The following is a 13,470-nucleotide window of genomic DNA, read 5'->3' as shown; positions in this document are numbered from 1 at the left end:
AAAAGATGATTGATGCAAGAGGACTCTTATGTCCACAACCAGTAATTTTAACAAAAAAAGAATTGGACAAGGCAGAAGTAGAGGAAATTGAAACACTAGTAGACAACGAAGTTGCAGTTAACAACCTCAAAAAGCTAGCTGAAAGCCTGGGCGCAAGCGCAGAAGTTGAAACTATAGAAGACTATTTTTCAGTAAAGATTAAAAAAGGAGCCGGCTTTGTGGCAGCCAAGAACGAAGACTTGGTAATTGCTTTTTCCCAAGACCACATGGGCGATAATGAAGAGCTAGGCCACATTTTAATTAAGTCCTTCATCTACACACTGACTGAAGCTGTCCACAAGCCAAAGGAAATCTTGCTCTTTAACTCAGCAGTTAAGCTTGTAACTTCAGATTCAGAAGTTTTGGGCGACCTCAAGAAATTAGCTGAAGAAGGCGTAAATATTAACGCTTGCGGCCTATGCCTTGACTTCTTCCACCTAAAAGAAGATGTTCAAGTTGGCGGCATTACAAATATGTATGACATATACGAAAAAATGGCACAGGCAGGACACCTAATTAGAATATGATAGAGAATATAAAATCTATTTTTATGCATGAAGCTGGCGGCTTGAATGTCTGGGGCAAGATTGTGGTTGCGATTGTAACCTTTATCTTAGCCGAGATACTTGTAAAGCTTGCCGGCTTTCTTGCAAATAAGATAGGAACAAAGTCTACGGACAAACTTCACGGTAAAGACGCCAAGAGGGTCAAGTCTTTGGCCTCTTTGATCAGGAGCGTTTTTAAAATTGTTATCCTCTTGACCTGGCTCCTATCGACTTTGAAGATGTTCGGTATTAACACATCTGCCATTATTACTACCGCCGGTATCGGTGGACTTGCAATCAGCTTTGGTGCCAGAAGCCTGGTTGAAGATGTTATTAGTGGTATATTTTTGATTTTTGAAGACTCTTTAGCCATAGGCGACTATGTTACCGTGGCCGGCAAGGACGGGGAAGTTACTGATATTGCTTTAAGGACGACGACTATTCGCGATTTTAATGGCGAGCTCCACGTAATTCCAAACGGAGAAATCCGCGTGGTTACCAACCGCAATCGCAATATTCAAAGGGCCTTGGTAAAATTTCCAATCGCCTATGATTCAAGTGTGGACCAGGCCATAGAAATTTTAAAAGATGTCCTACCAAAGGCTGTTGACTCTGACCACGCGGTTATAGAACCTGTGGCTATTTTAGAAGCGACGGATATTTTGCCTGAGGGCGTTATTATAACGGCTCTTTGCAAGACAATACCCGGCGAACAGTGGAGGATTGAACGCCTTATGCGTCTGACTGGTTACGATGCACTGATCAAGGCGGGAATTGGCGTTGTTCATAATAATTTAGATATAAGGATTGATAAGTAATGTTAAAATATTATGTGGGCGATTTAGTTACCATGAAAAAACCCCACGCCTGCGGGAAAAATGAATGGGAAATTCTGAAAACGGGCGTGGATATAAAGCTCAGGTGTACCAACTGTCAGCGGGAACTCTTTATGACCCGCTTTGACTTTGTGGGCTCTGTGAGAAAGGTTTTGCACGAGGGTAAGTGGGTGTCACTTCGCACATCAAAGGAGATTGAAAGATGAAAAAGCTTTGCATAATCGGCGGCATGGGTCCACTGGCATCGTGCGAATTCAACAGGCGGATAATTTTATCCTCGCCAGCTAAGACTGACCAGGACCATATTGAAACGCTTTTGATTTCCGACAATCTCATGCCGGATAGGACACAGGCAATTTTAACTGGTGATTCTAAGGACCTCTTGGCCAGATTTAAAAGTCACTTTGAATTGGGCGAGTCTTGGGGGGCGGATTTTTTTGCAATTCCCTGCAACACCAGCCATTATTTTATGGATGACTTTAAAAAGATGACCGATAAAAAAATATTAAATATGGTCGACCTGGCAGTGCATGATGCAGGCGATGATATTTGCGTCTTGGCAACACGGGGGACCTACAAGACTGGAATTTATAGGAAGGCTATTGAAGGAGCAGGAAAAAATTTAATCGAGCTCACAGAAGCGGAAAAAGACTTGTCCATGCAGACAATTTACAGGATAAAGGCTGGAGATCAAGCGAAAATAGAAAACTTTCCTGACTTTGAGGCTATGATCCAAGAAAAATTAAAGTCTGGGGCCAAGATTTTGCTGGCCTGCACTGAGCTTAGCCTGATCAAATTTGACGACCCACGGATAATTGACGCCATGGATTCCCTGGTAAGGGCGGTTATTGATGAAGTTTATTGAATTATTTGTAAGTTTTTTTAAAATTGGAATCACGACCTTTGGCGGCGGCTACGCCATGATTCCCGTCCTTACCCGAGAGGTTGCCGAAAATAAAAAATGGGCAAGCGAAGACGAACTCTTGGAATACTATGCTATTGGCCAGGCAACTCCTGGCATTATCGCCATCAACACCACGACCTTTGTGGGCTACAAGGTGGGCGGAGTCTTGGGGGCCATCATCGCCACTTTGGGTTTTGTCGCCCCAAGCCTTATTATAATTTTTTGTATTTTTAATTTTATAGAACTAATAGGAGAGAAATTTCATTATGCCGGCCTTATGGTACAGACGGTTGCCGTTGGTTTAATTTTGCAGACCATTTACGGCATGGCCAAGAAGCAGTTAAGATCTATCAAGGCCGTGATTTTGATGGCAATTTCAATGGGCCTAGCCCTGGCGGGTGTTAGCCTCCCCCTAATTGTAATTGGGGCGGCACTTATCGCTGCCATGGAGGTGAAGTTCTTTGGATAATTTTTTAATTTTAATAATAGAATTTTTTAAGGCGGGGCTCTTTGCGGTTGGCGGAGGCCTGGCCACCATTCCATTTTTGGTGGAAATTGGAAACAAATACGGATTTTTTACCTACCAAGAACTTTTAACCATGATAGGCGTGAGCGAATCGACGCCAGGAGCTATTGGCATTAACATGGCCACCTATGTGGGCATCAAAGTCGAGGGCTTTTGGGGAGGAGTGGTCGCGACTTTATCCTTGGTTGCTCCATCGCTTATAATTATTATTTTAATAGCAAGGGTTATAAATAAATATCGTGATTCGATTTATGTAGAATCCATTATGACTTATCTAAAGCCCATGAGTTTGGGCTTTATACTGGCGGCTGTGGCTCCGATTTTAATCGGACTTTTCAAAAACCAGGCTATTAGTAATTACTTACTTGTGGGGATTTTTATTTTAGTTTTTTTTATCAGAGAAAAATTGCCCAAAATCCATCCGGCCTTTATTATTTTAACAGGCTTTGTGGCTGGAATTTTGATGGATATATTGTAAACAAAGGGGTGAAATATGAATATATTTAGAAAAAATTTCAAAGAAGTAATAAGGGCCGTGCTTCCAATTGTGATAATGGTACTTATTGCTGCACTTTTTATAGTGGACACCCAGGCTCAAATGATCAGGAGCTTTGTCTTGGCCTCCCTGGTTTTGATAGGGGGACTTACTTTATTTTTGACGGGCGTTAGCCTGGGCGTAGAGAGGATTGCCGTTCACCTTGGAAGCATGGCCGAGTATATAACAAAAGCAACTTTAACATTTTTGTTTGGATTTTTGCTGGGCTTTGTAGTTACAATTGCAGAGCCAAATCTCATGGTCTTTTCGCAAAACGTCGAATCTATTGTAGGCTTTAACGCCTATTTACTTTTGATTTTAATTTCCGTTGGCGTTGGTCTTATGATTGGTTTTGGCTTTATCAGAATTTTGAAGGGCCTGTCTATCAAAAAAATCTTGGCCTGCGTTTACCTGGTCATGTTTATATTTTTCTTTACGCAAAATGAAACCATGAGAAACCTGTCCTTCGACTCAAGCGGGGCCAGCACTGGTGCCCTTACAACTCCATTTTTCCTCTCGCTTGCCTACGGGCTTTCCAGATTAAAGGGTACAGACAAGGGAGAAAAATACAGCTTCGGCCTAGTAGGCATGGCCTCGACCGGACCCATCGCAGCGGTTTTGCTCTTGGGTTTGATCTTGCCAGTTGGCCAAGGGACAGAGGCCGTTACGGAGGCCCTTACTGGCGGCGGAGTTTTTATGGCCGCTTTAAAGGAGGCGACTCTGGCGACCCTGCCGATTACAATAATATTTTTAATTTTTAACGCTTGGAAGATGAAGGTAAACAAAAACGAATTCTCCAGGATTATGAAGGGTCTTCTATATGCTTACATTGGCCTGATCTTATTTTTAACAGGTGTCAACATGGGCTTTTCAGACATGGCCTTCTTCCTCGGAACAGCATTATATGTAAAGAGCCCGGCACTTTTTATTGTCTTCTCACTTTTGACAGGACTTATGATTGTGCTGGCAGAACCTGCAGTTCAATCCTTGGTTGGGCAAATCATAGATGTAACTGGTGGTTCTGTAAACGGGTCTTACGTCCTAACAGCTCTGTCAATGGGCGTTGGCTCAGCCGTTATGCTCTCTGCCATGCGGATCCACTTTGGAGGCTTCCAATTGTGGATGTATTTGGCTCCGGGATTTTTAATCGCCATAATGCTCTTTAGAAAGGTTGACGACCTTTTTGTAGGTATAAGTTTTGATGCGGGAGGGGTTGCGTCAGGGCCAATGACAACGGCCTTTGCCCTATCAATGATGCAGGGAGCAGCAACAGTTGCACCCAATGCAGATCCGCTGGTAGATGGTTTTGGTGTAATTGCATCTGTTGCGATGGCACCTGTGGTAAGCTTGATGCTACTTGGATTAATATATGCTAAAAAGAGGTAAGTATGTTTTTAAATCAAATTATAATTAGAGAAGATCAGTCAAGAAAATTTGTTAGGAAGATGAGATTGGCTGGCATAAAACATTATTCAGTTGTACGGGCAAGCGGAACGGCCAACAGCGAGATTTTAAAGAGCTTGGGCCTGGAAGAAAAAACCATGGAGATGATATGGGTTTTTGGCAACCGCGAAGAGACGGAAACAATAAAAAACCTGGCCAGAGAAAAATTTCATTTCGAAAACGGCGGCCTGGGAGTTTGTTTTGCAACCGATAGTAAATTTCAAAGGGGGGACAAGATGGAAGCAACAGCAATTTATGTAATAGTCGACAGGGGACTTGCAGATGATGTTATAGAAGTAGCTGCAAAGGCAGGAGGCAGTGGAGCTACAGTCCTCCACGGCAGGGGTAGCGGTATAGAAAAAAGAGTGGCTATATTTGATATGGTTATTGAACCTGAAAAAGATATTATAGTTTTGGTAACCAGACCAGAGAAAAAAGACGGCATAGTTGACGCCATAAACACTGCCTTTGATTTGGAAAAAACTTCCAAGGGCGTAATCTTTACCATGCCGGTAACCGATGCGGTTGGCTTTAACTTTAATAGATGATTTATCTTTACTTGCTGGCGGCTTTTGTAATCGGGGGGATAATTTATTCCCTTGGACTTAAAGAGAACAGATTAAAAATCAACACTGGCAAAAATAATAGGCCTTACAAATTTGCCCAGGTCTCTGACTTGCACGGAAAACTAGGTCGGAAAAATTTGGACAAACTCATAGAAAAAGTCGCAGACGTGGATGCCATATTTTTAACGGGCGACATCTTTGATGACAAGGGCGACAATAAAATTGCCTGGGAATTTTTAGACCGGACAAGGTCCATTAAAAAATATTATGTGACGGGTAACCACGAGCACAGGCGGGCCGATTGCAGACAAATCTTGGAGGCCTTGGCCTCTTACAATGTGGTCCTCTTGGACGACAATTCGCCGCAAATGATCGATTCAATTGCAATATATGGGGTCGACGATATAGACAAGGACAAAGACAATTTTTTTGAAAAGCTGGAGGCCTACAGAGAAAATCTGGACGAGAATTCATACAATATTCTCCTGGCCCACCGGCCTGAGTACGCCGACTATTACCAGGGCTTTGACTTGATTTTGTCTGGGCACAACCACGGAGGTCATTTTCGCCTGCCCTTTATCGGCGGCCTTGTTGGACCGGGCGGAGAGATCTGGCTGGGCAAAAGAGTTTATCAAAAGGGACTTTATGAATTAAATGAAAAACAAAAAATCTATGTAAACGTGGGCTGTACTGATAAAATTTACGGCCTTGTGCCCAGATTTTACAATCCAAAAGAATTTTTAATTATATATTTAGTAGATAAGGAGAAAGAAATTTGAAAAGAAAAATATTGATTACATTATTAATTATTAGCATGCTTAGCGCAAGCATCTTGGCTTATTCGGATGTCAAGGACAATTGGGCAAAGCCTTATATAGACTGGGCCAGCGACCGCGGACTCTTTACTGGCTACAAGGACGGGACATTTAGACCTGAGGGCCATATTACAAATGCAGAATTTGTGGCGGTTATGGGCAGGCTCATGGCAGAAGAAGTGGAAGTTCAATTAAAATTTACAGACGTGCCAGTCGATGCCTGGTACGGATCGGCCTTGAAAAAACTTGTGGGTGCGGGACTCATTGAAAACTCTGGTGAATTTGCTCCTAACGAAAAAATTATCAGAGCAGAGGCCTTTAGGATTTTGGCCGGCATTTACAAGCGTACTTCAAATGAAAAAACCGAATACCATTTCAAGGACGCTGTTGTCGTAAACAACCAAGCGGGTATAGCCGCCCTTATCCACGATCGTGTTATCACCGGGGATGCAGAAAATAATTTAAAACCCCTGGACCCAATTAGTCGGGAGGAAATGTGCGCCCTATTAAAAAAATGTTTCGACAAATACGGATATTAATTTAAAGTTCAAGTTATGGGAGACCACAACTTTTTTATTGGCTGTATAATATTTGTTGGGGAGTAACACCAGCAAAAATTATACAGCCTCTTTTTATTGAATGTATAAACAWTTGTAAAAAACACCGCAGATATTTATTTATGTTGCAAACATTTGTTGAAAAAAGACCACGGACTAATATGAATTCATACCAATATCCATGTTGTTAAAACAACATGGATAGTATCTGTTGAGGCAGTAGAGCGTATTTATTTATCTTGCAAAATTTTTTATTGGAAAAGACTCAAAAATTTTGTATAGCCTCAAAGCAATAGTTGCTTGACTAATCTGTTGAGGCAGTAGAGCGTATTTATTTATCTTGCAAAATTTTTTATTGGAAAAGACTCAAAAATTTTGTATAGCCTCAAAGCAATAGTTGCTTGACTAACACTTGCCCGAAAAATACCGCGGACATTTGTTTATCTTGTAAAAATACTTGTCGGAAAAATACTTCAGGTATTTATTTATGTTGCAAACATTTGTAAAAAACACCGCAGATATTTATTTATSTWGCAAAMATAATTGTTGAAAAAAGCAAGCAGAAATTTTTTGATTTGTAAAAAACACTTGTTGAGAAGAAACATAGATTAGTATGGGTTTATACCAATAACTATGTTGTTAAAATAAAATGGATATTAGCTGTTAAAACAGCACACCATATTTATTTAACTTGCAAAAAAATTATTTGAAAGGATTGCAGACATTTATTGATTTTAAAAAAAATACTTCTTGGCAAAGGACTTTAAATATTTATTAAAATTGCAAAAACACTTGTCGGAAAAATACCGTAGACATTTATTAATCTTGTAAAAAACTTGTTTAGATAAAATCACAGTTTAGTGCGACTATATACCAATAACTATGTTGTTAAAACAACATGGATAATAGTTGTCAAGACAGTCTATCATACTTATTTATCTTGCAAAATAAATATCTAAAAAAATCGCAGATTACTATGAATTAAAATCAATAACTACGTTGTTAAAACAACATGGATATTAGTTGTTAAGAGAGCATGGGATATTAATTAATAGATAATTTTATTAAAGTAAAGAATAAATTAAAATGAATCTCTCTGGTAAAGACAGGCGGGATTTTTTCTTAAATAAAAATAAGTTAGCCGTGGTTAATTATTTGCCTGAGTGGGTAAAATATTAGTGAAGAAGAAATAGAGAGGAGGTTAATTCTATGGAAATAAAATTAACTCAAGGGTCAAGGGAAAAATTCAACCAGCTTAATCACAAGGCTGTGCGTTTATATATTAAGTCCGCTTGCTGAAGCGGAGTTGTCCTGGGCGTGGCCCCGGATGAGAAGAGGGATAACGACGAGTATGTCTTCGTTGAAGGCCACATGTTCGTTATAGAAGAAGGACTTTACGCCAGCATTCCAAAGGACATCACAATCGACTATGTCGAAAGTGGCCTGAGGCGCGGCTTTAAAGTCTATTTAAATTAATAACCTAGCCAATCCGTGGGGATTGGCTTTTTTTATTAGGAAAGAGATTTGAAAATATTTTTAGTTTTTATTTTGCAAGTGAAAGGGCACAAGTTTTGAAAGTTTTTTACATTTGCTTTTTTTAATTAAAGACAAATAAGCTTTAAGAAACTTTTCCTTTAGCATTTACATTTTGTAGGATGATATCCATGTTGTTTAAACAACATGGATTAGTCTTAATTCATAAATATCTATTGTTTTTCCATACAAATATTATTGTAAGATTGATAAAGGCCTGAAAGTTTCGAAATTATTTCAACATTTTAATTGTATAAGTAAAGACCAATGATCATTGAAAAAATTTATCAATTGCCTTTACAAATTGCCCGCCTGTATTTTTGAAGAAATTTTAGAATTGACATTAACAAAGGAAGAGGTCACGAGTTTTGAGAATAGTTTTACGTTTTAATTTTGCAAGTGAAAGAGAACTAGTTTTGAAACAAATTTAGCCCCTACATTTTATAAGTAAAGGCCAAGAATCATTGAAAAAAATATCAATTGCTTTTATAAATTGCACAACTATGAGTTTTAAAAAACTTTGGCACTTGCCTCTACAAATTACAGTATATTAATTATGTCTTCTTTACAACAAACATCTATGTTGTTTTAACAACATAGATTAGGGTGGATTCATAAATATCAGTGATTTTTCCAAACAAGTATTTTTTGCAAGATAAATATAGGTCTGAAGTTTCAAAATAATTTAGCGTTTGTGTTTTATAAGTAAAGATCAACAGTCATTAAAAAAATTATCAATTGCATCTACAAATTGCTCGACTGTATTTTTGAAGAAATTTTAGAATGACATTAACGAAGGAAGAGGTCACGAGTTTTGAAAATATTTTTTCGTTTTTATTTTGCAAGTGAAAGGGCACAAGTTTTGAAAGTTTTTTACATTTACTTTTTGTAATTAAAGACCAACAAATATTGAAAAAAATATCAATTGCTTTTATAAATTGCACAACTATGAGTTTTAAAAAACTTTGGCACTTGCCTCTACAAATTACAGTATATTAATTATGTCTTCTTTACAACAAACATCTATGTTGTTTTAACAACATAGATTAGGGTGGATTCATAAATATCAGTGATTTTTCAACACAAGTAATTTTTGCAAGATAATGTAGGTCTGAAGTTTTAAAATAATTTAGCGTTTGTGTTTTATAAGTAAAGATCAACAGTCATTAAAAGATTTTATCAATTGCATCTACAAATTGCTCGACTGTATTTTTGAAGAAATTTTAGAATGACATTAACAAAGTAAAAGGCTGCGAGTTTTGAGAATATTTTTACGTTTTCATTTTGCAAGTGAAAGAGAACTGGTTTTGAAATAAATTTAGCCCCTACATTGTATAAGTAAAGGCCAAGAATCATTGAAAAAAATATCAATTGTCTTTTATAAATTGCTCGACTGTATTTTTGAAGAAATTTTAGAATTGACATTAACAAAGGAAGAGGTCACGAGTTTTGAAATTAATTTAACGTTTGTTTTTAGAAAATAAGAGGCTGTGAGTTTTGAAAATATTTTTATGATTTCATTTTGCAAGTGAAAACTAGCGGGTTTTAAAAATATTTTATCGTTTGCATTTTATAAGTAAGAGGCGGCAAGTTTGGAGAAAAAATTATCATTTATATTAACAAAGTAAGAGGCTACAGGTTTAAAAATTAAATAAGTGTTTTACATATAAAAATGATCTGACAATTTATTAAAAAACATAAAAGGCGACTGATTTCTAAACTAGATATCGCCTATATTTTGTGTTATAATTATGTCAAGGAGGGCACAATGAGTAGAAATTTATCAATGCTTGCTGACTTGTACGAGTTTACAATGTCAAACGGTTATTTAGAATCAGGGGTGGGCGATCGGATTGCCTACTACGATTATTTTTTTAGGTCCATTCCCGACGACGGGGGCTATGGAATTTTTGCAGGTTTGAGCACCCTCATCGAATACATTGAGGACCTCAAATTTGACGATGAAGATATAGAATTTTTTAAGTCCAAGGGGATTTTTGGTGAGAAGTTTTTGCAAATGCTTAAAAGCTTTGAATTTAAATGCGACATTTGGGCCATGGAAGAGGGGCAAATTATTTACCCTGGCGAGCCGATTTTGACGGTCCGCGGCCCAATTTACCAGGCGCAAATCATCGAGACCATGCTTCTCTTAATTTTAAACCACCAATCTCTAATCGCAACCAAGGCTTCGCGCATGGTTCGCGTGGCAAAGGGCCGGGCGATTTCTGAATTCGGTTCTCGTCGTGCCCACGGGGCTGACGCTGCCAACTACGGGGCAAGGGCCGCTTACATTGGTGGGGCCGCATCATCTGCCAACACTTACATGGACAGGCAGGCTGGCATTCCTTCAACTGGAACAATGGCCCACTCATGGGTGCAAAGTTTTGATTCAGAGTTGGAAAGTTTCAGGGCTTACGCTGACGTTTACCCTGACCACACTTTACTTTTGGTGGATACCTATGATGTCTTGCGTCAGGGAATTCCAAATGCCATTACTGTTTTTAAAGAATTGAGAGCTAAGGGCCATGAGCCACTTGGCATTCGTATAGATTCGGGCGACATCGCCTACCTGACCAAGGAAACTCGAAAGATGCTTGACGAGGCAGGTTTTCCTGATGCGAAAATCGTCGTGTCCAATTCCATGGACGAATTTAAAATCCGTGATCTCTTAAACCAAGGGGCCCAAATCGATTCCTTTGGTGTTGGCGAAAGGTTGATTACAGCCAAGTCCGACCCAGTCTTTGGCGGCGTTTACAAATTGGTTGCTGTGGAAAAAGACGGGCAAATGGTTCCAAAGATCAAAGTTTCAGAAGACGTTATCAAGATTACAAATCCTGGCTTCAAACAAGTTTACAGGTTCTACGATAAGGACACCGGCATAATGCAAGCTGATTTGGTTGCACTCAGAGACGAAGAAGCTCCAAGCGGTGAAGAATTTGAAATCTTCCATCCACTTTACACTTGGAAGCGGACGACTATTAAAAACTATGTGGCCAAGCCACTTTTAAAATCGATTTTTGAAAAGGGCAAGCTGGTTTACAAGAGCCCAGACATTGACGAGATAAAAGCCTTTGCGGCCGAAAACCAAGACCGCTTGTGGGAAGAAGTCAAACGCCTTGACGAACCACATTCATATTATGTGGACCTCAGCCAAGGACTCTTTGATCTCAGAAACGACCTGATCAAGAGGGCCAAATGAAGAAGGCCCTTTACAGAGTGCTAAGGCCCATGACCTTTGCAGAAGTTATAGACAAGGACATTATCACATCTGTCCTTAAAAACCAAATAAAAAACCAGGCGACCAGCCACGGCTATCTCTTTTGCGGAACTCATGGAACTGGCAAGACCTCTGTGGCCAAAATTTTTTCCCGGGCGGTCAACTGTTTAAATCCGATTGATGGTGAGCCTTGCAACAAATGCAAAAACTGCCTGGAGATTTTGGAAGACAGGTCGGTTGACGTCCTTGAGCTGGACGCGGCTTCCAATAACGGGGTCGACAATATTCGCGAGCTCAAGAGCATGGGCGTTTATCCGCCGACCAATCTAAAAAAGAAAGTCTATATCATTGACGAGGCCCACATGCTTTCAAATTCGGCCTTCAATGCGCTTTTAAAAATCTTGGAAGAGCCGCCAGCTCATCTGATATTTATACTGGCGACCACGGACCCAGATAAATTACCCGATACGGTAAAGTCCCGTGTTCAAAGATTTGACTTCCACACGATTTCCAAGCGGGCAATTGAAAAAGCCTTAAAAAATGCGGCGGTAAAATTAAATGAAGACATAGATGATTCTGTTTTTAAATTAATCGCCAACGAATCGCGGGGGTCTATGAGGGATGCGCTCTCAGCCCTTGACCAAGTCTTGGGACTTCCCCAAAGGCCAATTGGCGAGAAGGAAGCCGTGGAACTCTTGGGACTCACGGGAATTTACGAGCTTATGCCCCTGGTTAGGGCCATGATAAATTTTGATTACATGGGAGTCTTAAATGAAACTGACCAGCTGGAAGACTTGGGCAGGAGTCCGGAGAAATTAATTTATTCGCTCATGCAAATTTTTAGAGACTTGTATGTTTTAAAGATCGACCAAGAGGCTGATGTATTAAATAAGGAAGAGTATTTTAAAATCATAAATCAAATCGAAGTTCCAGCTATAATTAATATCTTGGAAAGGCTTAGACTGATTTTAAATGATATTACCAATGCCTACGACCGCTTTATGGTCTTTCAAATTGGCCTCTTGGGCATTGTTAAGGACGATTATATAAAGAGTCAGTCCTATCCGACTGGGCCAGTTGAGAGGCCTATGCCAAGTGTAGGCTCAAGAGAAAGTGAAAAACAAAATGCGATTTCAAATGCAAGTTCAGGCTCAAGGGAAAGTGAAAATAAAAACGTAATTTCAAATTCAAGTTCAAAGGCCAGCGATAATGAAAATAAAAATGCGATTTCAAATGCAGATTCAAAGTCGTTAGCAAAGCAAGAGCCGGCTCAAAGCCAGGCCCAAGATTTTGGAGGTGACGACCCCTACGCCAACCTTGATTTTATAGAGGGCGTGGATATGGAAGAGGCCTATGACTTTGAGCCAGAGGCTAAAAGTACAAAGCCTAGAGCTAGCGATCAGGCAAGTAAAAGCGACCGATCAGTGACTAGTGAAGGTGCGGTTACTAGTGAACCTGCACAAGCTAGTGATCAGGCAGTCACTAATGAACCTGCACAGGTTAGCGAACAGGCGGTTACTAGTGAACACGCACAAGCAAATGAACCTGTAGAGACAAATGAAGCTATAGAGAAAAGTGAAGTTGCTGATACAAATGAAGCGACAGCTACAAACGAATCGGAAGAGGTCAGCCCAGAAAATATTGACGAGGACAATCCATCGGGCAATGAAATTTACGAACTGCTGGTTGACAAGCTCCCACTCTTGGTAGATATCAACGAGGTATTTTTTATCAGGATGGAGGGCGACCACTTGATCTTTAGGCTCAAAAACCCAGCTGTAAATGACGACCGCCTGGATATGTTTAAGGCGGAAATCGAGGAAGTGATTTTTGATTCCTACGGCAGAAGGGTAAGTATTTTAAAGGAGAACGAGGATCCGGCCATCGAAAGGGCCAAGGCCTTGTTTGGAGATAAATTAAATATTATTAGTTAAAATAAATTTTAGGAGGTTAT

General features: G+C 39.7%; 13 protein-coding genes. All 13 read left to right on the top strand.

The window, feature by feature from the left end:
- Positions 1-5 precede the first annotated feature (5 nt).
- The 13 genes from yedF (at position 6) to dnaX (ending at position 13,450) form a co-directional block, all read left to right on the top strand.
- Positions 6-566 carry a sulfurtransferase-like selenium metabolism protein YedF gene (yedF, locus tag CUU59_RS06945; RefSeq protein ID WP_099951244.1) on the top strand — a complete coding sequence of 187 codons (561 nt, stop codon included), beginning with the start codon at positions 6-8 and terminating at the stop codon, positions 564-566.
- On the top strand, positions 563-1,402 hold the full coding sequence (locus tag CUU59_RS06940) for a mechanosensitive ion channel family protein (protein ID WP_099951243.1): 840 nt from the start codon (positions 563-565) through the stop codon (positions 1,400-1,402). The genes yedF and CUU59_RS06940 overlap by 4 nt, the downstream gene beginning before the upstream one ends.
- Entirely contained in the window at positions 1,402-1,626 is a 225-nt protein-coding gene (locus tag CUU59_RS06935; RefSeq protein ID WP_099951242.1) for a DUF951 domain-containing protein, read from the top strand. The genes CUU59_RS06940 and CUU59_RS06935 overlap by 1 nt, the downstream gene beginning before the upstream one ends.
- Positions 1,623-2,285: an aspartate/glutamate racemase family protein gene (locus CUU59_RS06930; RefSeq protein WP_099951241.1), complete on the top strand. Its 663-nt coding sequence runs from the start codon at positions 1,623-1,625 to the stop codon at positions 2,283-2,285. Before CUU59_RS06935 ends, CUU59_RS06930 begins: the two co-directional genes overlap by 4 nt.
- Positions 2,272-2,793, top strand: a complete 522-nt coding sequence (locus tag CUU59_RS06925) for a chromate transporter (RefSeq protein ID WP_245870578.1) — start codon at positions 2,272-2,274, stop codon at positions 2,791-2,793. Before CUU59_RS06930 ends, CUU59_RS06925 begins: the two co-directional genes overlap by 14 nt.
- Positions 2,786-3,328: a chromate transporter gene (locus tag CUU59_RS06920; RefSeq protein ID WP_099951239.1), complete on the top strand. Its 543-nt coding sequence runs from the start codon at positions 2,786-2,788 to the stop codon at positions 3,326-3,328. Before CUU59_RS06925 ends, CUU59_RS06920 begins: the two co-directional genes overlap by 8 nt.
- Positions 3,329-3,343: 15 nt before the next feature.
- Entirely contained in the window at positions 3,344-4,771 is a 1,428-nt protein-coding gene (locus CUU59_RS06915) for a DUF1538 domain-containing protein (RefSeq protein WP_099951238.1), read from the top strand.
- A 2-nt stretch (positions 4,772-4,773) separates the two neighbouring features.
- On the top strand, positions 4,774-5,376 hold the full coding sequence (locus CUU59_RS06910; RefSeq protein WP_099951237.1) for a P-II family nitrogen regulator: 603 nt from the start codon (positions 4,774-4,776) through the stop codon (positions 5,374-5,376).
- Positions 5,373-6,173 (top strand): metallophosphoesterase, encoded by an 801-nt coding sequence (locus CUU59_RS06905; RefSeq protein WP_099951236.1) that lies wholly within the window; start codon positions 5,373-5,375, stop codon positions 6,171-6,173. Before CUU59_RS06910 ends, CUU59_RS06905 begins: the two co-directional genes overlap by 4 nt.
- The gene (locus CUU59_RS06900; RefSeq protein WP_099951235.1) at positions 6,170-6,748 is read left to right on the top strand and encodes an S-layer homology domain-containing protein; all 579 of its coding nucleotides are present in this window, start codon (positions 6,170-6,172) and stop codon (positions 6,746-6,748) included. Before CUU59_RS06905 ends, CUU59_RS06900 begins: the two co-directional genes overlap by 4 nt.
- Before the next feature lie 1,335 nt (positions 6,749-8,083).
- Positions 8,084-8,242 carry a hypothetical protein gene (locus tag CUU59_RS08185; RefSeq protein WP_157884914.1) on the top strand — a complete coding sequence of 53 codons (159 nt, stop codon included), beginning with the start codon at positions 8,084-8,086 and terminating at the stop codon, positions 8,240-8,242.
- A gap of 1,825 nt (positions 8,243-10,067) precedes the next feature.
- A complete protein-coding gene (locus tag CUU59_RS06895) occupies positions 10,068-11,498 on the top strand; it encodes a nicotinate phosphoribosyltransferase (RefSeq protein ID WP_099951234.1) in 1,431 nt (476 codons plus the stop codon).
- The gene (gene dnaX, locus CUU59_RS06890; protein ID WP_099951233.1) at positions 11,495-13,450 is read left to right on the top strand and encodes a DNA polymerase III subunit gamma/tau; all 1,956 of its coding nucleotides are present in this window, start codon (positions 11,495-11,497) and stop codon (positions 13,448-13,450) included. The genes CUU59_RS06895 and dnaX overlap by 4 nt, the downstream gene beginning before the upstream one ends.
- The last annotated feature ends 20 nt before the right edge of the window (positions 13,451-13,470 follow it).

This window comes from Ezakiella peruensis, assembly GCF_900215725.1.
Classification (GTDB): domain Bacteria; phylum Bacillota; class Clostridia; order Tissierellales; family Peptoniphilaceae; genus Ezakiella; species Ezakiella peruensis.
Note: the sequence above shows the minus strand (reverse complement) of the source record. Positions and strands in the feature narration are given on the sequence as shown.